We start from the raw sequence: 22,765 nt of genomic DNA, 5'->3' as shown, positions 1-22,765 counted from the left end.
AAGGACCATGCTGATCGTCGGCGGGGGTCTCGGCGGCCTGTCCACCGGCTGCTACGCCCAGATGAACGGCTACCGCAGCAGGGTGCTGGAGATACACGAGCTCCCCGGTGGTTCCTGCACCGCCTGGGACCGGGGCGACTTCACCCTGGACTGCTGCGTCAGCTGGCTGCTCGGCAGCGGCCCCGGCAACGAGATGCACCAGATCTGGCTGGAGCTCGGCGCCCTCCAGGGCAAGCGGATGCGCAACTTCGACGTCTTCAACACCGTGCGCGGCCGGGACGGCCGGGCGGTCCACTTCTACTCCGACCCGGACCGCCTGCAGGCCCATCTGCTCGCCCTCTCACCCGCCGACGCCCGCCCGATCCGGGACTTCTGCGACGGGCTGCGCACCTTCCGGCGTGCGCTGGCCCGGTACCCCTTCCTCACCCCGGTCGGGCTGATGGGGCGGCGGGAACGGTGGCGGATGCTGGCCTCCTTCATCCCGTACTTCAACGTGATCCGACGCTCCCTCACCGTCCTGATGCGGGACTACTCCCAGCGGTTCCAGGACCCGCTGCTGCGCGAGGCGTTCAACTTCATCCTGTACGAGAAGCACCCCAACTTCCCGGTCCTGCCGTTCTACTTCCAGCTCGCCGCGCACGCCGGCCAGTCGGCGGGCGTGCCCGAGGGCGGCTCGCTCGGCCTGGCCCGTTCGGTCGAGCAGCGCTACCGGGGGCTCGGCGGAGAGGTCACGTACAACGCCAAGGTGGTGGAGATCCTGGTCGAGAAGGACCGGGCGGCCGGCGTGCGGCTCAGCGACGGGACCGAGCTCAGGGCCGACATCGTGGTCTCCGCCTGCGACGGCCGCACCACCCTGCTGGAGCTGCTCAAGGGCCGGTACCTCACCGACACGTACCGCGAGCTCTACACCAGCACCATCACCGAGCCGGACATGGTCTTCCCCGGCTACCTCACCGTCTTCCTCGGGCTGCGCCGCTCCTTCCCGGAGGGCGAGCCCTGCACCACGTACCTGCTGGACGAGGACGTCGCCGCCCGGCTCACCGGGATCCGCCACCCCAGCATCAACGTCCAGTTCCGCAGCCGCCACTACCCCGAGCTGTCGCCGCCGGGCACCTCGGTCGTGTACGCCACGTACTTCTGCGACATCGCGCCCTGGCGGGAGCTGAGCACCGGCCCCGAGCAGGCCACGCGGCTGCGCCGGGGCGAGGAGCTGCACACCCTGCCGGTCGGCCGCGGGCGCGCGTACCAGCGGGCCAAGCGGCAGGTGCGGGACACGATCACGGACTTCCTCGAAGAGCGCCACCCGGGCCTGCGGGACGCGATCGCGGTCCGGGACGTCTCGACCCCCCTGACGCAGGTCCGCTACACGGGCAACTACGACGGCACGGTGCTCGGCTGGCAGCCCTTCGTGACGAGCGGCGAGACCGTGGAGCAGGAGGTCAAGCGCCACGGACCGGGTCTGCCCGGGCTCGCCGACTTCTACCTCTCCGGTGTCTGGGCCACCACCGGCGGCCTGATCAGGGCCGCGGCGTCCGGACGGCACGTCATGCAGTTCGTCTGCCGCGACGACGGCCGGCCGTTCACCGCCACCGTCGACCACAGCGCCCCCCTTCCCGTCCAACTCATCGACCCGGCAGGAGCAACCCCTTGAAGACCGAGAAGTGGATCGTCAGCGAGCACAACGACGGTGTCCCGGACGTGGACCGGATGTACGTGAAGGTGGTGGAGGACCTCGACACCGAGCTGGCCGAGGACGAGATGCTGCTGCGCACCCGGTACGTCTCCGTCGACCCGTACCTCCAGGGCATCGCCCTGGACACCCCGGTCGGCGACCACATGGGCGCCGACTCGATCATGGAGGTGCTGGCGGCCGGGCCGCGCGCCAGGTTCGCCGTCGGTGACCTGGTCCAGGGCTTCGGTGGCTGGCGCACGCACCTGGTCAGCAACGGTGCCCCCGCGCTGTGGCAGACCGGGACCTTCCCGATGGTCTTCCCCGCCTACCGCCGGCTGGACCCGGCGCACTACGACGACGCGCTGCCGCTGAGCACCGCGCTCGGCGTCCTGGGCGGTGCGGGCATGACGGCCTGGGGCACCCTCAACAGGTTCATGACCATCCGGCCCGGCGACACGCTGCTGATCAGCGGCGCGTCCGGCGCGATCGGCACGCTGGTCGGCCAGCTGGCCAAGCGCTCCGGCGCGCGGGTGGTCGGCACCACCGGCTCGCCGGAGAAGGCGGCCCGGCTGACCGCGCTCGGCTTCGACGCGGTGGTCGCCTTCCGGCACGGCGGGGACGCCGCCCAACTGCGCGAGGACCTCGCCAAGGCGGCCCCCGGCGGGGTCGACAAGTACTTCGACAACCTCGGCGGGGTCATCACCGACACCGTGTTCCCCATGCTCAACGTGGACAGCCAGGTCGCGGTCTGCTGGCAGTGGGCCAGCCAGGTCGGCGGCGAGTGGTCCGGTCCGCGCCTGCTGCCGTACATCATGTTCCCCCGCACCACGATCCGGGGGATCTTCGCGCTGGAGTGGTTCACCGACGAGAACTGGGCCGCCCTGCACGCCGACCTCGGCCCGCTGTTCCGCGGCGGGGAGGTCCGGTACCAGCAGACCCTGCACCGGGGCTTCGACAGCATCCCCGCCGCCTACCGCAGCCTGTACACCGACCGGGCCGGCTCCTTCGGCAAGGTGCTGGTCGAGCTGTGAACCGCGGCTACACCCGGCCTTTCACCGAGGGCCCGAGCCCGGCCGACGCACACGCGCCGAGCCTGCCGTACCCCGACGGCTGGTTCGCGCTGGCCTTCTCCTCGGAACTGGTGCCGGGCACGGTGCTGACCCGGCCGCTCCAGGGCGAGGACGTGGTGCTCTACCGGCTCCGCGACGGCGGTGTCCGGGCGGTCCGCCCGTACTGTCCCCACCTGGGGGCCCACCTCGGACTCGGCTCGGTGGAGGGGGACGACCTGCTCTGCCCCTTCCACCGCTTCGCCTTCGGCCCCGACGGCTCCTGTGTGCGTACGGGGTACGGCACGCCACCGCCGCCGTCCTCCGACCTGACGCTGCTGCCGGTGTGCGAGGTCAACGACGCCGTCTTCGTGTGGCGGCACCATGACGGGCGGTCACCGGACTGGGAGCTCCCGGCCTGGCACACCCTCGGCTCGCTGGCCCCCCGCCTCGCCACCTGGGAGATGGCGGGCCACAGCCAGGACGTGGTTGAGAACGCGGTGGACACCGGGCATTTCACCCCCCTGCACGGCTGGGGCGAGTCCGAGATCGCCGAACCCGCCACGTTCGAGGGGCGGAGCTTCCGGGTGTCGGTCCGCTCCCGCGAACGGGTGCCCCTGCTGGGCGAGAGCCCCCTGGAGGTGACGATGGAGGGCTGCGGCATCAGCCGCGTCCATGTGTGCACCGCCCTCCCGAGGTTCGGTGTGCGCACCTGCGCCATGTACGCGACCACGATGATCACGCCCGGCGCGTTCCAGCTCCGGCAGGCGAGTTGGGTGGACGTGGCCGAGCCGGGGGCGCTTCCGGCGCCGGTGGCCCGCTGGCTGAGCCGTTCGGCGGCGCGGCTTCTTGCCGGGGTGATGTTCCGGGGGAACTGCGAGTTCGTCGCCCAGGACTTCCCGGTGTGGGCGACCAAGCGCTACCAGTCCCCGCCCCGGCTGGCCCGGGGCGACGGCCCGATCGGCCCGTTCCGGCACTGGGCCCGCCAGTTCTATCCGGCGGACCCGCTGCGGGCGCACGTGCCGTCGTCGGTGCGCGCGGCGAAGGGGAGCAGGGCGACCTGAGGGGTGGCCGGGTGCGTCGTGCCGTCGCCGACCGGCATCGGCCGCACCCGCCGTGCCGGTCAGCGGCGCAGGTAGGCCAGGACGGCGAGGACCCGCCGGTTGTCGTCGGCGGACGGTTCGATGTGCAGCTTCGTGAAGATGCTTGCGGTGTGTTTGGCGATGGCGCTCTCGCTGATGTGGAGGGTGTGGGCGATCGCGGCGTTCGAGCGGCCTTCGGCCATCTGCTGGAGCACGTCGTGTTCGCGTGGGGTGAGCGTGGCGGTGGTGCCGCGGGCGTCGCTGCGGGCGAGGAGCCGGGCCACGACCTGCGGGTCGAGGACGGTGCCGCCGGCGGCGACGGTCCGCACCGCGTCGACGAACTGGGCGGTGTGGGTCACCCGGTCCTTCAGGAGGTAGCCGACGGCTCCCTCGCCGCCGGCCAGCAGCTCCTGGGCGTAGAGCTGGTCGACGTACTGGGACAGGATCAGCACCGGCAGGCCGGGCTGTTCGCGGCGGGCGTCCAGTGCGGCCCGCAGCCCTTCGTCGGTGAAGCCCGGCGGCAGGCGGACGTCGATCACGGCGACGTCCGGCCGCCGCTCGCGCAGCGCGCGTCGCAGCTCGGGCTCGTTGTCCACGGCCGCGACCACGTCGAAGCCGTGCTCGCGCAGTGTCCTGGTCAGTCCGTCGCGGAGAAGGAAGAGGTCTTCGGCGAGGACGACGCGCACGGTATCTCCAGGGTCGCGAGGGTGGGTCCGCCCGGTGGGCTGTGGAGGGTGAGGGTTCCGTCGAAGGCAAGCAGGCGGCGGCGCACACCGGCCAGTCCGCTGCCGGTGGGGCCGGCGGCGGTGGGGCGGCCGTCGGTGGGGCCTGCGGCGGTGGGGCCAGCGGCGGCGCCGCCTCGGCCGTCGTCGGTGACGCTGACCCGCAGGACGCCGCCGTGGTGGCCGAGGTGGATGGCGACCTGTCGGGCGCCCGAGTGCTTGGCCGCGTTGGCGAGCAGCTCGGCGACGGCGAAGTACGCGGCGGACTCGACGGCTGCCGGGAGGCGTCCGGGCGGCAGGGCGTTGTCCACGCGCACGTCGAGGAAGCTGTCCAGCGCCAGCGAGCGGACGGCGTCGCCGAGGCCCCGGTCGGCGAGGACCGGCGGCAGGATGCCGTGCACGAGCTCACGCAGGTCCTGCAGGGCCCGTTCCGAGGTCGCGCGGACCTCGACGAGCAGGGCGCGGGCCGTCGGCAGATCGGTCTCCAGGAGCCGGGTCGCCTCCTCCAGCGTCATCCCTAGGGCCACCAGGCGGGCCTGCGCGCCGTCGTGCAAGTCCCTCTCGATGCGGCGGAGTTCGGCGGCCTGTACGTCCAGGGCGTCGGCCCGGGTGCCGGTCAGGTGGTCGATCCTGCGGACGAGTTCGGTGGTGTACGGGGCGGAGAGGGCTCGGACGCTCCAGCGGCCGTGCCCGGCGAGCGCCCGGGGCGCGAGGGCCACGGCGGCGGCGGCGAACGCGAGGCCCAGGGCCAGGGCGGCCGTCATGGTCGCCGTGGAGCGGACGGGCACGAACGCGTACCAGTTCCCCTCGCCGAACTCCCGCCACGCGAAGGGCTGTACGAGCACGGCGAACGCCCCGTACCAGAACAGGCACAGCGGGGCCGCCACGATCAGGCCGCCCGTGACGGGCTCCAGCCACGCCCAGCGCAGCTCGCGCCAGAAGGTCTCGTCGCCGAGCAGGGCCCTGGTGGTGCCGGGCAGCGGCGCGGGCGGAGCGGCCCGGCCGCCGGACCAGTCGGCGGTGCGCTGCCGCTGCCGGTCGGCGCGGCGGCGCAGGGCCGCCGCCGCGCGCGGGAGGAGCGGGAAGCCGAGGCCTATGGGCAGGAGGAGCAGGGCGCCGACCACCGCGGCGCCGTAGAGGGGGAGGACGAGGGCGCTCAGCGAGTGTCGCTGGCATCGCACGAGGGCCGTCCGAGCCTCCGGTCCGCCGCCCGCCCCGGCTCCCCGCCCTGTCCTCACCGGTCGTTCCCCCATGTCAGAGCGCGCTGTGTCGCGCCGCCGCGATCGTAACCCCCGGTGTCCGCGCCCCCGCCCGTACCGCCCACAGGGCCGCCGCGGCCAGGCTGGCCGCCCCGAACAGGAGCATGGGTACCACCGCGCCCGACTCCTCGTCCATGAACAGCAGCATCCCGAGGTTGACCAGGGCGTGGAAGCCGCCGGTGAGCAGCAGACGGCCCTTGCGGATCCGTTCGAGGGCGAGTCCGAGGACCACGGACATCGCGACCGTCGCGGCCAGGAACCCGGCCGCGTACGCGGGGGCCCGCGTGAACACGCCGACGTGCCAGACGCCCCACACGAGACCCACGAGCACGGAGGCGGTGAGCGGGCCGAAGCGGGTCCGCAGCAGCGGTTGCAGCAGGCAGCGCCAGCCGAGCTCCTCGCCGCACGCGCCCACCCACTGCGCCAGCGCCACGAGGAGGAAGGGGTGCGACAGCGCGCGGGGGTCGGTGAACACCGGCCCGGCGTGCACGAGGGCGTACGCGCCCGCCGACAGCGCGGTGATCAGCGGCGCGGTCAGCAGCAGCCACCCGCCCGGCGCCCCGGCCCGGGCGCCCCGGGTGTCCGCGCGCGGCGTCCCCGTCAGACGCCGCCGGATCCGCGCGGGCCACAGCACCGCCAGCGCCAGCACCGCCACGGCGGGCCCGAACTGCGTCAACTGCACGACCTCGGGCGGTATCCCGGTCGCCGGCTGCACCGCGCCGAACACCCCCGCCGCGACGAACGCCACGCCGAGGAAGACCCCCGCCTCCGCCTTCCAGCCCCACGACCTCATGTCTCTGTCCACCCCACCGCTCGGTCCGTCCGTGTCAGCACCGAGTCTTCCGCCCCGCGCGGGCACCGGCGCTGGACACGGATCCCGAACCGGGGTGCACCCAGGTACACCCCGTCGGTCCTCACAGGTGGCGGTGTCGGGCGAAGGGGCCGTCCAGGGCGGCCCATTGGAGGAGCAGGATGGTCTTGCCGTCGGTGATGCGTCCGTCGCGGGTCATGGCGAGGGCCTGGGTGAAGGGGAGTTCGAGGACCTCGATGTCCTCGCCGTCCTCTTCGAGTCCGCCGCCGGTGCCGGTCCGGTCGGCGGGGGTGTAGGGGCCGGCGAAGAAGTGGAGGCGTTCGGTGACGGAGCCGGGGCTCATGTAGGCGTCGAGGACGTGGGTGAGCGGGCCCAGGGTGACGCCGAGTTCCTCGGTGCTCTCGCGGCGGATCGCGGTGAGCGGGTCGTCGGCGTCGAGCAGTCCCGCCGCCGCTTCGACGAGCATGCCGTCGGGGTGGTCGTTGACGTAGGCCGGGTAGCGGAACTGGCGGGTGAGCAGGACGCGTCCCCGGGCCGTGTCGTACGGCAGGACGACGGCGCCGTTGCCCCGGTCGTAGGTCTCGCGCTGCTGGGACTCCCAGCGTCCGTCGCGGCGGCGGTAGTCGAAGGTGGTGCGGCGCAGGACGTGCCAGCCCTGGGAGGTGAGTTCGACGTCGCGGACGCGGACGTCGGGGTTGCGGTCCAGGTCGCGTCCCGTCCGGTCGAGGCCGGTGCGTCCGCGGTGGTCGGGGGTGTCGATGCCGGGACGGTTCGTCATGCGGTCTCCCGCTGGGTACGGCGCGGGATCTCGGCCACGTCGTGGTAGACGGGCAGGCCGCGACGGCGGGCGGTGGCGACGTCCTGGTCGGCGCCGGCGGAGTCCCCGGGCAGGCGCAGTACGGCGTCGCAGTGGGCGAGCAGGCGGTCGGCGGCCGGGTAGAGCACCTGGTCGGCTAGCGGGTCGGTGGGGGTCGCGCCGGCGGAGTGCAGGACGGGCAGGGCGATCCACTCCCCGATCACGGGGAGGTGGCCGGCCTCGAAGACGGGCCAGGCGGCGGTTTCGAGGCGGGCGAGGTTGGCCGCCATCGCCTGCGGGTCGCCGTCGGTGCCGGAGCGGTAGGGGCCCGCTATCAGGATGAGCATGGGTTTGTCGGTCACGGCCGCTAAGATACATGCAGAAGTGTGCAAGAACAGGAAGGAACGTGAATGCTGGCTGCTGAACGGCGCGAGCACCTGCTCGGTCTGCTGGCGCGTACGGGAAAGATCGTCGCCAAGGACGTCGCCGCCGAACTGGGCATCTCCGAGGACAGCGTGCGGCGGGATCTGCGCGATCTCGCCGCCGAAGGGCTGTGCCAGCGGGTCTACGGCGGAGCGCTGCCCGTGTCCCCGGCGGTGGTCGACTACGAGGCCCGGCAGACCGTCGCCCCGGACGGCAAACGGAAGGTCGCCTCGGCCGCGGCCGGGCTGGTCCGGCCGGGCAGTGCGCTGATTCTCGACGGCGGCACCACCGCCCTCGCCGTCGCCCACGCGCTCCCCCGGGACCTCACCTGCACCGTGATCACGCACAGCCCGACGATCGCCACGGCCCTGATCGACCATCCGGTGGCGGAGCTGTACCTGCTCGGAGGCCGCGTCTTCAAGCACTCGGCGGTCACCTGCGGCGCCGCCGCGGTCGAAGCCGCGCAGAACGTCTCCGCGGACCTCTGCCTGCTCGGCGTCACGGGCGTCCACCCCGAGGCGGGCCTGACCACGGCGGACGCCGAGGAAGCGGCGATGAAGCGCGCCCTGTCCGCACGGGCCGCCGACACGTACATCCTCGCCTCGTCCGAGAAGATCGGCACCGCTTCGCGGTTCCGCGTGCTGCCCTGGGAGAAGGTCACCGGAGTCATCACCGACGCCGGCCCTCGGCACCCCGTCGTCGAGCAGCTCACGGCGCTGGGCGTGACGGTCGTGGCGGCCGACTGACGGCCGACTGACGGCCGCGAGCCGGTCGCGGCACTGTCCCGGCGGCCGGGGGTCAGCCGTGGGCGGCGGGCGGCCGGTCGGGGGTCGGGCCGGCGGGGAGCAACGGCCGCAGGGCGCCCAGTACGGCGCCGACGCAGGCGTCCCGGAGTGCGGTGCGGGTGCACGTCTCGTGGGTGAGCCAGTCCACGCAGAGGACCTGGACGAAGACGAGCCAGGCCTTCAGTACCGCGGAGACGGCGGCGTGCGTGTCCGCGTCGGTGAGCGGGAGCACGCCGAGCAGGCGCGAGCGCAGGGCGTCGAGTTCGTTCGTCATGATCGTCTGGATGACCGGGTCGCCGGCGAGCACGCGGTTGGCGGCGAGTACGGCGTGGCGGTTCGCGATGAAGTAGCCGAGGTGAGCGTCCAGGCCCTGCGCCAGTTGCTCGGTGAGCGTGGCTTCGGGGTCGAGCCGGGTCGCCTCCAGCAGCCGGTCGGCCGCCTGCTGGTAGACCGCCGCGAAGAGCGCCCGCTTGCTCGGGAAGTGCTGGTACAGCAGGGCGCGGGACACCCCTGCCTGCTGGGCGACCTCCTCCATCAGCACCTTGTCGTACGGGGTGCTGGAGAAGAGCTGGGCGCCCACGGCCAGGAGCTGGGCGCGGCGGTCGGCGGGGGTCAGGCGTCTGCGGGGCGGCACCCGGCCAGGGTACTTGACATGTGTCTACCAAGGGGCCGTACCGTGGGGCTTAGTAGACACACGTCAACTAAAGGGGGCATGGGGTCATGGTCAGGACGCTGCGGGTACTCGCGTGGTCAATGGGCCTCGCGTGCACGGCGATCGGGCTCTTCCACGTGGTCGCCGGCAATGCCGCGATCCCGGGCGCGGAAGACGCCGGCCCCACCGTGGACAGCCTCGGCCGGTTCTTCGGCGCGGTCTTCGCCGGCTACGGCGTGGCCTGGCTGTGGGCCGCCCGCCAGGACCCGGTTCCGGCGCGCGCGGTCCGGTGGCTGGCGGCGGTGTTCCTGCTGGGTGCCGTGGGGCGGCTGCTGTCCCTGGCCGTGAACGGGTGGCCGCACTGGTTCCAGGTGGCGCTGACCGTGATCGAACTCCTGCTGCCGCCCGTCCTCTTCCTCCTCGCGGACGCCGGTGAGCGCTCGTCCCGCGAGCGTCTGCCCGCCGACGCCTAGAGCCTGTCCGGCGGATCAGGGTCGGGTAGGTCGCGGCGTCTGGTGCGGTGCATCGCAAGGCGCCGGAGCGTCCTGATAGCGGAGCTATCGGGGCGTTTCGGCAACGCGGCGAGGTGCCGTGCCAGACGCCGCGGCCCCGGCCATGATCCGCCGGACAGGCCCTAGTCACACCGCGCGGCAGGAGCCCGGAGAGGTGCGGCTACGGGGTCGCTCCGCGGCCGGGCCATGCAAGGTCGTCGACGGCGAGGAACGGCTCGCGGGCCATGTTCGCCGGGGGCGCCCCGGTGAACGTCATGACGTCCCTGTGCAGGTGGGACTGGTCGGCGTAGCCGGTCTCGGCGGCGACCCTGGCCGCGGCCTCTCCCGCGACCAGGCGGTGGGCCGCGTGGTCGAAGCGGACCAGCTTCACGGCGTGCTTGGGCGGCAGGCCGAGTTGCGTACGGAACCGGGACCACAGCCGCTTGCGGCTCCATCCGACCTCGGCGGCGAGCGCGTCGACCCGGGTCAGGCCACGGCTGCCGGCGATGCGGTGCCAGGCCCAGGCGACCTCCGGGTCCACCGGCGGCCCCGCCTCGTACCGGCGGGCGAGCAGTGCCTCCGTCCACGCGAAGCGGTCCTGCCAGGACGCGATGTCCCCGAGCCGCTCGCGGATCCGGGACGCCTCCCGGCCCCACAGCTCGTCCAGGGGTACGACGGCGTCGTCGAGGTCGGTGAGGGAGGCTCCCAGAACCGCGCGCGCGATCACCGGGGACAGGCGCACCTGTACGCACTCGACGTTCTCTCCACTCGCCCGGACCGCGCCTCCGGACCCGAATCCGGGCCCGGCGACGATGCTCCCCCGCTGTTGGCGCCCGGAGGCGCAGTCGAGGACCGGCGTGCCCGCGCCGAACTCCAGGAGCAGGGTCACGGCCGGGTGCGGGACCATCCGGAGCGCGTCCAGGTCACGGACGCGGAACCCTGCCATGGAGAGACCGGACACCGGGCTGGGCCGCCGCGGGCACGCGACGTCCCATACGGCCTCGCCGTGCACGAAACTGGCCATCTTCCCGGGGTACTTGGACCGGTGGCGGAACATTCGTCCAATCCGTCGGCGGGTGCCCGCGGTGACAGTGGACGCATGACTGACTCCCACGGCGGACCGCCCCTCCACAACGGCGCCGAAACCACCGAGCATGCGCTTCTGTCGCTGGACGACGGCGACATCCACGTGTGTCAGGACGGCCCTCGGGACGCCCCCGCACTCCTGCTCATCCACGGCTCCGCCTCCTCGACCCGCTCGTGGGACCCGCTGGTGCCGCTGCTGTCCGGAGCGCACCGCGTGATCCGCGTCGACCTGCTCGGGCACGGCCGCTCGGCCACGCCCGACGACCGCAGCTACGCGCTGCCGGACCAGGCGGGCCGGGTCGGCACGGTACTGGACCGGCTCGGCGTCGCACACGCCGTGGTCGTCGGTCACTCCAGCGGCGGGGCGGTCGCCACCGCCCTCACCGAAGAGCGGCCGGACCTGGTGAGCGCCCTCGTCCTCATCAACACCGGCCCCGGCCTGCACGCCTTCATCGCACCGCCGGGCGACGCGGCCGGACTCCCCCCGTGGCCGCCGACCGACGAGCAGCTCCGCCTGTTCGCGAGCACCGGATTCAGCCGGCCGGGCTACCGGGTCCCCTCCGAACTCCTCGACGACGTGCGCCGCATGACCCTCCACACGCTCACCAGCACCATGCAGGCCACCCGCGACTACCTGATGCGGCAGGCGCTCCCGGAGCGGCTGGCAGCCCTCCGCAAGCCGCTCCTGGTGGTCTTCGGCGAGGACGACCGCAGGTGGCGGTCCTCCTCCGCCGCCGAGTACCGCGTCGTCCCGGGCGCGCAGGTCACCTTGCTGCCCGGCCTCGGTCACTCCCCCCTCCTGGAGGACCCCGCACGGACCGCCGTCCCCCTGCTGGCCTTCACCGCGGTCCACTCCGTACGGGCGGACTGACATGACAAGGAGAGGCGCCCCGCGCGTTCTCGTCTCCGGAGCGGGCGTCGCCGGTCCGGTGCCGGCCTCCTGGCTCACCCGGCACGGCTTCTCCGTGACCGTCGTAGAGCGCGCGCCGAGAGCATGCGCGACGACCTCAGCGAGATCTGCTACGACACCACCCGCGACGACGTCGCGTACCTCTTCGCCTACTCGATCACCGCGCTCTCGCCCGACGCGGGTGACGGCGGTGAAGGAGGTGAAGGAGGTGAAGGCACCACCTTCCCGTTGAGCGGGAACCGCCACCTGCGCCGGGCTGCCTCTCCCTGACAAGCTCCGATCCGCTGTGGATCCACCGCCCGCGCCCGACTGGGGGCGAGGCAGCAGGGAGGACGGGACAGATCATGGAAGGCGCGCAGACCATCGCCCGGCTCGCGGACTGGGCCGCGGAGAGATACGGGGACGAGGAGGCCCTCGTCTTCGGCGACGAGCGCTGGACGTTCGCCGGGCTTCGTGACCGGGTCGACCGGGCGGCCCGCGCGGTGATCGCCCACGGGGTGCGGCCCGGCGACTCGGTCGCCGTGTGGGCGCCCAACAGCGCGCGCTGGGTCGTCGCGGCGCTCGGCGCGGTGGCGGCCGGTGGGGTGCTGGTGCCGGTGAACACCCGGTACAGGGCGGCCGAGGCCGCGGACATCCTGCGCCGCTCCCGTACCCGGCTGCTCTTCACCGAGCACGACTTCCTCGGAACGGACTACCGGGCGCTGCTCCGGGACTCCGGCGAGGAACTCCCGCTCCTGGAACGGACGGTGACCCTGCACTCCGCGGACTGGTCACGCTTCCTGGCGGGTGCGGACCAGGTGAGCGGCCGGGAGCGGCTGGCCCGTACCGCGGCCGTGGACCCGGGCGACACCGCCGACATCCTCTTCACCTCGGGCACCACCGGCCGTCCCAAGGGCGTGCCCGCCACCCACGGCCAGAACCTGCGCGTGTACGACGCCTGGGCCCGGACGGTCACGCTCCGGCGCGGCGACCGGCATCTCCTCGTCAACCCGTTCTTCCACACCTTCGGCTACAAGGCCGGTGTCCTCGCCTGTCTGCTGCGCGGGGCCACGATCCTCCCGGAGCGGGTCTTCGACGCCGAGGCCGTACTGCGCCGGATACGCGACGAGCGTGTCTCCGTCCTGACCGGCGCGCCGACCGTCTTCAGCTCGCTCATCCACCATCCCCAGCGCGCGGCGTACGACCTGAGCTCGATGCGGATGGCGGTGACGGGCGCGGCGAACATCCCCACCGCGCTCATCGAGCAGATCAGGACGGCCCTGGGCGCCCGGAGCGTCAACACCGCCTACGGGCTGACCGAGTCGACGGGCGTGGTCGCGATCTGCCCGCCGCACGAGTCCCCCGAGACGCTGGCCCGCACCTCCGGGACGGCCCTGGAGGGTACGGAGCTGCGCGTGGACGCGCCACGGGGGGAGCCGGGCGAGATCCTCACCCGCGGGTACCACGTGATGCACGGCTATCTCGACGACCCCGAGGCCACCGCGGAGGCCGTGGACGCGGACGGCTGGCTGCGCACGGGGGACGTGGGTGTCCTCGACGAGCGCGGCTTCCTGCGGATCACCGACCGGCTGAAGGACATGTTCGTGGTGGGCGGCTTCAACGTGTACCCGGCGGAGGTGGAGCAGGTGCTCCGCGGCCACCCCGCCGTCCTGGACGTGGCCGTCGTGGGCGTCCCCGACGCGCGGCTCGGGGAGGTCGGCGTCGCGTACTGCGTGCCGGCGGCCGGGGCCCCGGCCGCCGCGGGCGACGCGGCCGAGCTGACCTCGTACACGCGTGATCGGCTGGCCAACTTCAAGGTCCCGCGGGCCTTCCACTCCGTGCCGGCGCTGCCGCACAACGCGGCCGGCAAGGTCGACAAGCACGCGCTGCGGCGGTCGGCGGGGAACACCACCACCGGATGAGGAGAGCACGAAGTGAACGACAGAATCACCGAGTCCGTCGGTGTCGTCGATGCCGTCGGTGTTGCTGACGTCGTCGATGTTGTTGGTGTTGCTGACGTCGTCGATGCCGTCGGTGTTGCTGACGTCGTCGATGTCGTCGATGCCGTCGATGTCGTCGTCATCGGCGCGGGCGTCACCGGACTGTACGCCGTGCACAAGCTGCGCGGTCTCGGCCACCGGGTGCGCGGCTTCGAGCGCGGGGACGACGTGGGCGGCGTCTGGTACTGGAACCGCTACCCCGGCGCCCGCTGCGACGTGGAGTCCGTGGACTACTCGTACTCCTTCGACGAGGAGCTCCAGCAGGAGTGGGACTGGAGCGAGAAGTACGCCGCCCAGCCGGAGATCATCCGCTATCTGCGTCATGTCGCCGACCGCTTCGACCTGCGCCGCAGCTACGCCTTCGGCACCTCGGTGACCTCCGCCGAACTGGACGAGGAGACGCTGCGCTGGACGGTGCGCACGGACAGGGGCGAGGTGGTGTCGGCGCGGTACTGCGTGTTCGCCGTCGGCTGCCTCTCCAGTACGCACGTGCCGGACATCCCGGGGGCCGGGGAGTTCGGCGGCGCCACTTACCACACCGGGGCCTGGCCGCACGAGGGCGTGGACTTCGGCGGGCTGCGCGTGGGCGTGATCGGCACCGGGTCCTCCGGCATCCAGGCCGTGCCCCTGATCGCCGAGCAGGCGGCGCACCTGACCGTCTTCCAGCGCAGCGCCAACTTCAGCATCCCGGCGGGCAACGCGCCCCTGGACGAGGAGACGCGCCGCCGGCAGAAGGCCGGCTACGCCGAGCGGCGGCGGCTGTCCCGGCTCAGCGGCGGCGGCTCGCCCCACACGGCGCACCCGTCGGCGACGTTCGCCGTCTCCCCCGAGGAGCGGCGGGCCGCGTTCGAGGAGCGGTGGGAGCTCGGCGGCGTCCTGTACTCCAAGACCTTCCCCGACCAGCTCACCGACCGGGCGGCGAACGACGAGGCGCGCGCGTTCTGGGAGGGGAAGGTCCGCGCGCTCATCGAGGACCCGGCCGTCGCCGATCTGCTGGTGCCGACGGACCATCCGATCGGCACCAAGCGGATCGTCACCGACTCGCACTACTACGAGACGTTCAACCGCGACGACGTGCGCCTCGTGAGCCTGCGGGAGAACCCGATCGCGCGGATCGACGCCACCGGGATCGTGCTGGCCGACGGCACGCGGGTGGAGCTGGACGCGCTGGTGTACGCGACCGGCTTCGACGCGATGACCGGGGCGATCGACCGGGTGGACGTCCGGGGGCGCGGCGGGCGGCGTCTGAAGGACGTGTGGAGCGGGGGTCCGCGCACCTATCTGGGCCTGGGCGTCGACGGGTTCCCGAACCTGTTCAACCTGACCGGCGCGGGCAGCCCGTCCGTCATGGCCAACGTCGTGCTCTGTGCCGAGCAGCACGGCGACTGGCTCGCCGACTGTCTGCGCCATCTGGACGAGCACGGGCACCGCGCGATCGAGGCAACCGCGGAGGCCGTCGAGGAGTGGGTCGCGCAGTGCCGCGACCGGGCGGCGGCCACGCTGTTCCCGGCGGCGAACTCCTGGTACCTGGGGGCCAACATCCCCGGGAAGCCCCGAGTCTTCATGCCGTTCATCGGTGGCTTCGGGGTGTACGGGGAGATCCTCGCGGACGTCGCGGCCTCGGGGTACAAGGGGTTCACGCTGATAGGCGGCTGACGCCGGGCCCGTACGGGAACGGGAGAGCGCCCCACCCCCACCGGATCAGGTGGGGGCGGGGCGCACGCGTGCGGGTCCGCCGGTCAGCGGGCGGCGAGGGCCTCGCGCAGGGCGGCGAAGGCGGTCGCGCGGGCCTCGGCGGCCGCGGGCAGGGCGCCCGACATGGAGAGGAAGCCGTGGAACATCCCGGCGTGGTGGTGGGCCGTCACGGGGACGCCCGCGGCGGCGAGGGCGTCCGCGTAGGCCAGGCCGTCGTCCCGCAGGGGGTCGAAGCCGGCGGTGACGACCTGGGCCGGCGGAAGCCCCGACAGGTCGGCGCCCGCCAGGGGGGCCGCGTAGGGGCTGGCGCGGGCCGCCGGGTCGGGCAGGTAGGCGTCCCAGTACCAGCGCAGATGGTCGGCGGTGAGGAAGTAGCCCTGGGCGTTCTCGCGGTGCGAGGGGCGGGAGCGGGTGGGGTCCAGCATCGGGTAGTAGAGCGCCTGGCAGGCGATCTCGGGGCCGCCCCGGTCGCGGGCGAGCAGGGTCAGGACGGTGGCGAGGTTGGCGCCCGCACTGTCGCCGGCGACGGCGATGCGCCGGCCCGGGTACGTCGCCGCCGTCGACGACAGGGCCGTGTACGCGTCCTCGGGGGCGGCGGGGAAGGGGTGTTCGGGGGCGCGGCGGTAGTCGACGGAGACGACGACGGCCTCCGTCGCGCGGGCGAGGGCGCGGCAGAAGGCGTCGTGGCTGTCGAGGTCGCAGAGGACGAAGCCGCCCCCGTGGCAGAACACGATCACGGGGGCGGTCGCGTGGACGCCCGGGTCGTAGACGCGTACGGGCACCCCGTCGGCGTCCCGGTCCGTGACGCGGTCGACGGGGAGCGGTGGCGCGTCGGGCCGGGGGCGGGCGGCGAAGAAGGCGCGCACCTCGGCGATGTCCGTCATCTCCGTCGCGAGCGGCGGGAAGCCGGCGGTGGCCAGGTCGATGACCGCCTGGACCTCGGGGTCGGGCCGGTTCACGCGCCTCCTCCCTTCGGGGTGAGGAGCGGCATGCGGCCCGCCGACGCGCCGCCGTCGACGGCGAGTTCGGCGCCGGACAGGTAGGAGGAGTCGTCGGAGGCGAGGAAGGCGACGAGGTGGGCGACCTCCTCGGGCTCGCCGACGCGTCCCAGGGGGGTGCCGGGGTGGTCCTTGGTGCCCAGGTGGGCGGTCATGGCGGTGGCGATGGCGCCCGGGTGGACGGAGTTGACCCGGATGGCGTCCGGGCCGAGCTCCAGAGCGGCCGTCCTGGTCAGCCCGCGCAGCCCCCACTTCGCGGCTCCGTACGCCCCGTGGCCCCAGATGCCCTGGAGGCCGGCCTGCGAGGAGATGTTGACGATGGATCCGCCGCCGCCGTCCCGCATCGCCCCGGCGACCGCTCGGACGCCGAGGAAAGGGCCGATCAGGTTGACGCGGAGGATCGCCTCCAGGCGGTCGGGGTCCTCCTCGGTGATGGGTGAGGTGGAGTAGATCGCGGCGTTGTTGACGAGGATGTCGAGCCGGCCGAAGGCGTCCAAGGTGGCGGCGACCGCGGCGGCCCAGGAGTGCGTGTCGGTCACGTCGTGGCGTACGAAGCGGGCGGCGTCGCCGAGGGAGGCGGCCGTGGCCCGGCCCTGCGGCTCCAGGACGTCGGTGAGGACGACCTTCGCGCCGAGGGCGGCGAACAGCCGGGCCTCGGCCTCGCCCATGCCGCGTGCCGCGCCGGTGACCAGCGCGACCTTTCCTGTCAGGTCGACGGGCATCAGGGGTTCTCCTTGTTCGGTCGGCGGGCCGGGCCGGTCGCCCGTCCGGCGCGCGGGTCCTGGGTGCGGCGGCTCACCGGGCCCCGGCGGGGCGCGTACGGGCGATGTGGCCGGCCGCGAGCCAGCTGAAGGTCATGGCGGGGCCGATGGTCGCGCCGGGGCCGGGGTACGTCTCCCCCATGACGGCGGACGACACGTTGCCGGAGGCGTACAGGCCGTCGATGGGCGTGCCGTCCTCGCGCAGGACGCGGGCGGTGGCGTCGGTGACCAGGCCACCCTTGGTGCCGATGTCGCCCGGGTGGACGGGGATCGCGTGGTACGGCCCCTTCTCCAGCGGCGCGAGGTTGGGGTGGGGCAGCGTCGGGTCGCCGTAGTAGCGGTCGTAGACGCTGTCGCCCCGGTGGAAGTCGTCGTCGCGGCCGGCGCGGGCGAAGCCGTTGAACCGGTCCACGGTGGCGCGCAGCCGCCCCGGGGGGACGCCGATGCGTGCGGCCAGCTCCTCGACGGTCGCGGCCTTCTTGACGAAGCCGCTCTCCAGCCACGTTTTCGGGAACGGCTGCCCCGGGAAGAGGCCCATGAAGAAGTAGCGGGCCTTGGCGGTGGCGTCGAGGATCAGCCAGGACGGCACGGTGGTCGCGTCCGGCCGGTCCGCGGCGTACATGGCGTCGACGAACTCGTGGTACGGGGCTGCCTCGTTGGCGTAGCGCTCCCCCGCCGCGTTGACGATCACCATGCCGGGGATGCCGCGGTCGGCGACGAGGAAGAACGGTTTCCCCTCGGGGGGCACCACGGAAGGAGCGCCCCAGACCCGGTCCATCAGGTCGGTCGCGGCGCCGAGGGCCTCGGCCGGTTCCAGGACGTCGCCGGTCTGTCCGTCGGACGCGGAGCTCCACGCGGTGGAGGTGGGCGTCGGGAGGTGCTTCTCGCGGAGCCGCTGGTCGTGCGAGAAGCCTCCGGAGGCGAGGACGACGCCGCCGGTGGCCCGGACGGTGAGCTCCCGCTCGCCCCGGGTGATCCGGATGCCGGTGACCCGGCCGTGCTCCTCGACCAGTCCGGTCAGCGGGGCGGAGAGCCACAGGTCGGCGCCGAGCGTGTCCAGGGAGTGCCGCATGCGGGCGATGAGCGCCTCGCCGAGGGAGAGCGGCTGCCGGCCGGTGAGCCGGGCCCTGACCGCCCGGGCGCCGACCTTGACGGCGGTGCAGCGGCCGGCCCAGGTCCGTCCGGCCATGTTCAGGTGCCGGAAGTCCTTGGAGGTGATGGTGAGGCCGTAGGTGGGCAGTCCGGCGCGGCGCATGGTGGCGCGCTGCTCGGGGCCCAGCTTCCTGAAGTCGAAGACCTGCGGTTCGACGGAGCGGCCCTGCGGGTAGCCGCCGAGCCGCTCGGGGTAGTAGTCCGAGTAGCCGGGCGTGTAGACGAACCGCACGGCCGTACGGTCGTGGAACTCCCGCACCATCCGGGGTCCGTGGGTGAGGTAGGCGTCCTTGCGCTCGGCGGGGACCCGGTCGCCGACCGTGGCGTCCAGGTAGGCGCGGGCCTTCTCCGGGGTGTCGCCGAGCCCGGCGGCGTCCAGGTGGAAGTTGCCCGGGACCCAGATCGCGCCGCCGGACAGGGCGGTCGAGCCGCCGTAGACGTCGGTCTTCTCCACCACGAGGGCGGTCAGTCCGCGCAGCCGGGCGGTGAGGGCCGCGGCCAGGCCGGCGGCGCCGGAGCCGACGACCACCACGTCGTAGGTGTGGTCCCACTGGTCGTTCATCGCGTTCTCCCTGGTCGGGGTGGGGTGGGTCGGGGGGGGGGGGGGGGGGGGGCCCCCCCCCCCCCCCCCCCCCCCGCCCCCCGCCGCCCCCCCCCCGGGGGGGGCGGGGGGGCCCGCCCCCGCCGCGGGGGGGGGGGGGCCCGGGGGGGGCGGCGCCCCCCGGGGGTTGTTGTGGCCCCAGGGGTGTTACATCGCTTGCCCCCGGGGGGGGGGGGGGGGGGGGGGGGGCGGGGGGGGGCCGCCCCCCGCCCCGGCCGCCGGGTCATCGCGCGGTGATCCGCGCGTCGGTGAGGACCGGCGCGTCCGCGCGCTCGGCGGCGGTGGCCGTCAGGCGTGGCGCTCGTCCCAGGTGACCTGGGTCCGCGCCGGCGGCGCGGCGAACGCCTACTCGACGTCGAGCGGCATCAGAACGCGCCCACGGCGTAGCGGCTGCGGTAGAACAGCAGCGGTCGGGCGTCCTCGCCAGCGTCGAGCGCCACCACATGTGCCGTGACGAGATGATGGTCCCCGGCCTCGTACACGGCCTGGAGTTCGCACTCCACGTGGGCCAGGGCTCCGTCGACGCGTACGGTGCCGTGCTCGCCGGTGCTCCACCCGATCCCGGCGAACTTGTCGGGGCCGCTGCGGCCGAGCGCCGCGCAGGTGGCCTGCTGGTCCTCGGCGAGGATGGTGACGCAGAAGCGGCCCGTCCGCTCGATCCTCGGCCAGCTGGTGGAGTTCCTGCCGACGGCCAGCATGACCAGCGGCGGGTCGAGGGAGAGCGAGGCGAAGGACTGGCAGGCGAAGCCGACGGGCTCCATGGTGTCGGCGTCCAGGGTCGCCACGACCGTGATGCCGCTGGCGAAGCGGCCGAGGACGTCCCGGAACTCGGAGGGCGCGATCAGCCGTTCCACTGGTGGCCCCAGAAGCTGTCGGCGGTGATCTCCTTCGCGACCCAGGCGGCCGGGTCGACGACGAGGCCGTCCCAGCCGTACTCGACCTGGAAGCCGCCGGGCGCCTGGGCGTAGAAGGACACCATGCGGTCGTTGGTGTGGCGGCCGAGGCTGGACGCGATGGGGATGCCCGCGGCGTGCGTGCGGTCGAGGCCGCGGCCCACGTCGTCGAGGGTCTCCAGCTCCACCATGAAGTGCACGATGCCGGGGGGCAGCGCGCCCGGGTAGAGGCCGAGGCTGTGATGGCGGCGGTTGGGGCTGAGGAAGTGCATCCAGTGGAAGTCCCGCTGCTCGGTGGCGGTCGGCACGGCCTGCGGCGGCAGCTTCATCGAGTCGCGCAGCTGGAAGCCGAGCAGGTTCTCGTAGAAGTCGAGGGCCGCCTCGATGTCGGGCACGGGGAGGACGACATGGCCGAGGCCCAGGTCTCCGGTGACGAAGCGGTTGCCGTACGGGGTGCCGAGGGCGGTGTGGTCCTCCGCCTGGCCCCAGTAGATCTCCAGCGGGTTGCCGCCCGGGTCCGTCACGTGGATCAGGCCCCGCACGCGGCGCTCGGTGAGTTCGGCGGGGTCGGCGGCCTTGACGGCGACACCGGCCGCCTCCAGCTCCTCGGCGGCGCGGGCGAGTGCGGCGGCGTTCGCCACCTCCCAGCCGGCCGCGAGGAGACGGTCGCCCGCGCCCGCCTGGATGACGATGCGGTAGGCGCGGTCGTCCAGGCGGAGGCAGAGGGTGTCCTCGGTGGTGCCGGATGCCTCCACCATGCCGAGGACGTCGAGGGCGTAGCGGCGCCACTCGTCCAGGGTGGTGGTCTCCAGGCGCAGGTAGCCGAGCGCACGGATGTCCATGGGGTGCACCTCTTCGGTGGAAGGTTCAGTGGGAGAAGAAGTCGACGGCGAGGCGGTTGAACTCGTCGGCCTGCTCGGTCTGGGCCCAGTGGCCGCAGTGCGGGAAGACGTGCAGACGGGCGTCGGGGATGGTCTTGAGGGCGACCAGCGCGCCGTCGAGGGGGTTGACGCGGTCCTCGCGGCCCCAGGTGAGGAGCACCGGGTGGGTGATCCGGTGGGCCTCCCGCCAGAGCATCACGTCCTCGGCCCACGCGGGGTTGGCGAAGGAGGCCGCCATCCGGGCGCTGCCGAGCCGGGTGTCGGCGTCGGTGGCCGAGGCCCAGCGTTCCTCGACGAGTTCGTCGGTGACGATCGACCGGTCGTACGCCATGACGCCGAGGAAGGCGCGGAGCCCGTCCCGGGTGGGCTCCGGCGCGGCGTTGAACTCGAAGAGCCGCTTGATGCCCTCGGTCGGGTCGGGGGCGAAGAGGTTGACGGACACGCCGCCGGGGCCCATGAGGAGGAGCTTGCCGACCTTGTCCGGGTGGTTCAGGGCCATGCGGACGGCGGTGCCGCCGCCGAGGGAGTTGCCGATGAAGTGCGCCCGGACGATGCCCAGTTCGTCCATGAGGGCGGCGACGGCGTTCGCGCTGAAGCTGAAGTAGTCCCGGTCCGGCTCCGGCTTGTCCGAGCGGCCGAAGCAGGGCTGGTCGACGAGGAGCGTACGGAACTGTCCGGCGAAGACAGGGAGGTTGCGGCCGAAGTTGCTCCAGGCGGAGGCGCCGGGACCGCCTCCGTGCAGCATGATCACGACCGGGGTGTCGGCCGTCCCGCCGGCGGGGGCGGCCTCGTGGTAGTGGAGGGTGAGCCCGGCCGCCTTGGCGGTGCGGGAGGTCGACTCGTACGTGAGCTCGGTCATCGTCGGCGCCTCTCAGGCCATCGTGTCGTGGATCTCGATGCCGAGCGCGCACTGCCCGTACATGACGAGGGCCCGCTCGGGGTCGTTGGCGGCGTGGCCGCGGCCGGTGTGGGCGTCGCGCCAAGCGCGCTGGAGCACGCCGGGGCCGGTACGCATCGCGCTGCCGCCGGAGTTCTCCATCAGCAGGTCGACCGCCGCGACGGCGCGTTCGGTGGCGAGCACCTGGTCGCGCCGGGCGCGGGTGCGCAGCTCCATGGGGATCGCCTCGTCGCGGGCGGCGAGGGCGTACATCTCGCCCATGTTCCGGGTCAGTTGCAGCCAGCTCGCGTCGATGTCACCGGCGGCGCGGGCGATACGGACCTGCGCGAAGGGGTCCTCGGCGACCTTCTGCCCGTACGAGACGCGGATCCGCTGCCGGGTGGCCTCGGCGTACGAGTCGTAGGCGCCCTCGGCGATGCCGACGATCGGGGTGGTGATGGTGGTGGTGAACACGCCCGCGTAGGGCAGCCGGTACAGCGGCTCGGGGTTGATCTCGTGGCCGGGCACCTTCAGGGCGGTGACCGGGCCGAAGCTCAGGGCTCGGTGCTCGGGGACGAAGGCGTCCTCCACGACGACGTCGTTGCTGCCGGTGCCGCGCAGGCCGACCGTGTCCCACACGTCGTCGACGCGGTAGGCGGACCGGGGGATCAGGAAGGCCCGCATGTCGACCGGGTTGCCCTCGCCGTCGGTGACGAGGCAGCCGAGGAGCGCCCACTGGGCGTGGTCGCAGCCGGAGGAGAAGTGCCACCGGCCGGAGAGCCGGAAACCGCCGCCGTCGACGGCGGTGGCCTTGCCCGTGGGGGCGTACGAGGAGGCGATCCGGGTCTTGGGGTCCTGCCCCCACACCTCCTGCTGGGCACGGGGGTCGAACAGGGCGACGTGCCAGGGGTGGACGCCGACCACGGAGGCGACCCAGCCGGTCGAACCGCACGCCTTGGCGATCTCCTTGACCGCCGAGTAGAAGAGCACCGGATCGGCCGCGCGGCCGCCGAAGGCCCGGGGCTGGAGCAGCTGGAAGAACCCGGTGTCCTCCAGTTCCTTGACGGAGATGTCGGGCACCCGGCGCAGCGCCTCGGCCTCCGCCGCGCGGTCGCGCAGGGCGGGGGCCAGGTCACGGATGGCTGCCAGGACGTCATCGGCCATGGGGCATCCCCTTTCGGGTCGTGGTGGGG

At 73.4% G+C, this 22,765-nt stretch carries 23 protein-coding genes; 9 read left to right on the top strand and 14 right to left on the bottom strand.

What is annotated here, in order from left to right:
• Positions 1-7: 7 nt before the first annotated feature.
• From ACZ3ZE_RS27605 to ACZ3ZE_RS27595, 3 genes are read left to right on the top strand one after another with little or no spacing between them, the layout of a single operon-like run.
• Complete coding sequence (locus tag ACZ3ZE_RS27605; protein ID WP_467261342.1) at positions 8-1,651, top strand: phytoene desaturase family protein; 1,644 nt, start codon at positions 8-10, stop codon at positions 1,649-1,651.
• Entirely contained in the window at positions 1,648-2,703 is a 1,056-nt protein-coding gene (locus ACZ3ZE_RS27600; RefSeq protein ID WP_361177368.1) for an MDR family NADP-dependent oxidoreductase, read from the top strand. Before ACZ3ZE_RS27605 ends, ACZ3ZE_RS27600 begins: the two co-directional genes overlap by 4 nt.
• Positions 2,700-3,782 (top strand): Rieske 2Fe-2S domain-containing protein, encoded by a 1,083-nt coding sequence (locus ACZ3ZE_RS27595; RefSeq protein WP_361177366.1) that lies wholly within the window; start codon positions 2,700-2,702, stop codon positions 3,780-3,782. Before ACZ3ZE_RS27600 ends, ACZ3ZE_RS27595 begins: the two co-directional genes overlap by 4 nt.
• A gap of 59 nt (positions 3,783-3,841) precedes the next feature.
• Here ACZ3ZE_RS27595 and ACZ3ZE_RS27590 read toward each other — a convergent pair whose 3' ends face one another.
• The 5 genes from ACZ3ZE_RS27590 to ACZ3ZE_RS27570 all read right to left on the bottom strand — a co-directional run bounded on the left by ACZ3ZE_RS27590 (position 3,842) and on the right by ACZ3ZE_RS27570 (position 7,750).
• The gene (locus ACZ3ZE_RS27590) at positions 3,842-4,486 is read right to left on the bottom strand and encodes a response regulator transcription factor (protein WP_361177364.1); all 645 of its coding nucleotides are present in this window, start codon (positions 4,484-4,486) and stop codon (positions 3,842-3,844) included.
• Positions 4,438-5,703 carry a sensor histidine kinase gene (locus tag ACZ3ZE_RS27585; protein WP_467261126.1) on the bottom strand — a complete coding sequence of 422 codons (1,266 nt, stop codon included), beginning with the start codon at positions 5,701-5,703 and terminating at the stop codon, positions 4,438-4,440. Before ACZ3ZE_RS27585 ends, ACZ3ZE_RS27590 begins: the two co-directional genes overlap by 49 nt.
• Positions 5,704-5,776: 73 nt before the next feature.
• On the bottom strand, positions 5,777-6,574 hold the full coding sequence (locus ACZ3ZE_RS27580; RefSeq protein WP_467261124.1) for a lysostaphin resistance A-like protein: 798 nt from the start codon (positions 6,572-6,574) through the stop codon (positions 5,777-5,779).
• Between the two features lie 121 nt (positions 6,575-6,695).
• Positions 6,696-7,370 (bottom strand): NUDIX domain-containing protein, encoded by a 675-nt coding sequence (locus ACZ3ZE_RS27575; protein WP_361177358.1) that lies wholly within the window; start codon positions 7,368-7,370, stop codon positions 6,696-6,698.
• Positions 7,367-7,750: a DUF4406 domain-containing protein gene (locus tag ACZ3ZE_RS27570; protein WP_361177356.1), complete on the bottom strand. Its 384-nt coding sequence runs from the start codon at positions 7,748-7,750 to the stop codon at positions 7,367-7,369. The genes ACZ3ZE_RS27575 and ACZ3ZE_RS27570 overlap by 4 nt, the downstream gene beginning before the upstream one ends.
• Before the next feature lie 48 nt (positions 7,751-7,798).
• Here ACZ3ZE_RS27570 and ACZ3ZE_RS27565 point away from each other — a divergent pair, with 48 nt between their 5' ends.
• Positions 7,799-8,557 (top strand): DeoR/GlpR family DNA-binding transcription regulator, encoded by a 759-nt coding sequence (locus ACZ3ZE_RS27565; protein ID WP_361177354.1) that lies wholly within the window; start codon positions 7,799-7,801, stop codon positions 8,555-8,557.
• 52 nt (positions 8,558-8,609) lie between these two features.
• On the opposite strand, the gene ACZ3ZE_RS27560 is transcribed toward ACZ3ZE_RS27565, so the two are convergent.
• Positions 8,610-9,230: a TetR/AcrR family transcriptional regulator gene (locus ACZ3ZE_RS27560; RefSeq protein ID WP_467261122.1), complete on the bottom strand. Its 621-nt coding sequence runs from the start codon at positions 9,228-9,230 to the stop codon at positions 8,610-8,612.
• Positions 9,231-9,316: 86 nt separating this feature from the next.
• Between ACZ3ZE_RS27560 and ACZ3ZE_RS27555 the strand changes: the two genes are divergently transcribed.
• Positions 9,317-9,721 (top strand): DUF4345 domain-containing protein, encoded by a 405-nt coding sequence (locus ACZ3ZE_RS27555; RefSeq protein WP_467261120.1) that lies wholly within the window; start codon positions 9,317-9,319, stop codon positions 9,719-9,721.
• Between the two features lie 199 nt (positions 9,722-9,920).
• On the opposite strand, the gene ACZ3ZE_RS27550 is transcribed toward ACZ3ZE_RS27555, so the two are convergent.
• A complete protein-coding gene (locus ACZ3ZE_RS27550) occupies positions 9,921-10,763 on the bottom strand; it encodes an AraC family transcriptional regulator (RefSeq protein WP_467261118.1) in 843 nt (280 codons plus the stop codon).
• Between the two features lie 75 nt (positions 10,764-10,838).
• Here ACZ3ZE_RS27550 and ACZ3ZE_RS27545 point away from each other — a divergent pair, with 75 nt between their 5' ends.
• The 4 genes from ACZ3ZE_RS27545 (at position 10,839) to ACZ3ZE_RS27530 (ending at position 15,370) form a co-directional block, all read left to right on the top strand.
• Positions 10,839-11,696 (top strand): alpha/beta fold hydrolase, encoded by an 858-nt coding sequence (locus ACZ3ZE_RS27545; RefSeq protein ID WP_361177346.1) that lies wholly within the window; start codon positions 10,839-10,841, stop codon positions 11,694-11,696.
• Between the two features lie 123 nt (positions 11,697-11,819).
• Complete coding sequence (locus ACZ3ZE_RS27540; protein ID WP_361177448.1) at positions 11,820-12,005, top strand: hypothetical protein; 186 nt, start codon at positions 11,820-11,822, stop codon at positions 12,003-12,005.
• A gap of 74 nt (positions 12,006-12,079) precedes the next feature.
• Entirely contained in the window at positions 12,080-13,636 is a 1,557-nt protein-coding gene (locus tag ACZ3ZE_RS27535; RefSeq protein ID WP_467261116.1) for a FadD3 family acyl-CoA ligase, read from the top strand.
• A gap of 12 nt (positions 13,637-13,648) precedes the next feature.
• Entirely contained in the window at positions 13,649-15,370 is a 1,722-nt protein-coding gene (locus ACZ3ZE_RS27530; RefSeq protein ID WP_467261114.1) for a flavin-containing monooxygenase, read from the top strand.
• An 83-nt stretch (positions 15,371-15,453) separates the two neighbouring features.
• Here the strand turns inward: ACZ3ZE_RS27530 and ACZ3ZE_RS27525 are convergent, their stop codons facing one another.
• The 7 genes from ACZ3ZE_RS27525 to hsaA form a co-directional block, all read right to left on the bottom strand.
• On the bottom strand, positions 15,454-16,368 hold the full coding sequence (locus tag ACZ3ZE_RS27525) for an alpha/beta hydrolase (RefSeq protein ID WP_467261112.1): 915 nt from the start codon (positions 16,366-16,368) through the stop codon (positions 15,454-15,456).
• Positions 16,365-17,129, bottom strand: coding sequence for a glucose 1-dehydrogenase (locus ACZ3ZE_RS27520; protein ID WP_467261110.1), 765 nt, complete (start codon positions 17,127-17,129; stop codon positions 16,365-16,367). The genes ACZ3ZE_RS27525 and ACZ3ZE_RS27520 overlap by 4 nt, the downstream gene beginning before the upstream one ends.
• Positions 17,130-17,202: 73 nt before the next feature.
• Positions 17,203-18,882, bottom strand: coding sequence for an FAD-dependent oxidoreductase (locus ACZ3ZE_RS27515; protein ID WP_467261108.1), 1,680 nt, complete (start codon positions 18,880-18,882; stop codon positions 17,203-17,205).
• A 404-nt stretch (positions 18,883-19,286) separates the two neighbouring features.
• Positions 19,287-19,775, bottom strand: a complete 489-nt coding sequence (locus ACZ3ZE_RS27510; protein WP_361177334.1) for a flavin reductase family protein — start codon at positions 19,773-19,775, stop codon at positions 19,287-19,289.
• Entirely contained in the window at positions 19,763-20,656 is an 894-nt protein-coding gene (locus tag ACZ3ZE_RS27505; protein ID WP_361177332.1) for a VOC family protein, read from the bottom strand. The genes ACZ3ZE_RS27510 and ACZ3ZE_RS27505 overlap by 13 nt, the downstream gene beginning before the upstream one ends.
• Positions 20,657-20,681: 25 nt before the next feature.
• Positions 20,682-21,554: a 4,5:9,10-diseco-3-hydroxy-5,9,17-trioxoandrosta-1(10),2-diene-4-oate hydrolase gene (gene hsaD, locus ACZ3ZE_RS27500; protein ID WP_467261106.1), complete on the bottom strand. Its 873-nt coding sequence runs from the start codon at positions 21,552-21,554 to the stop codon at positions 20,682-20,684.
• Between the two features lie 12 nt (positions 21,555-21,566).
• Positions 21,567-22,736 (bottom strand): 3-hydroxy-9,10-secoandrosta-1,3,5(10)-triene-9,17-dione monooxygenase oxygenase subunit, encoded by a 1,170-nt coding sequence (hsaA, locus tag ACZ3ZE_RS27495; RefSeq protein ID WP_361177328.1) that lies wholly within the window; start codon positions 22,734-22,736, stop codon positions 21,567-21,569.
• Positions 22,737-22,765 lie beyond the last annotated feature (29 nt).

The sequence above is a fragment of the Streptomyces sp. NPDC023157 genome (genome assembly GCF_055560575.1).
This window is presented reverse-complemented; position numbering and strand designations above follow the sequence as displayed.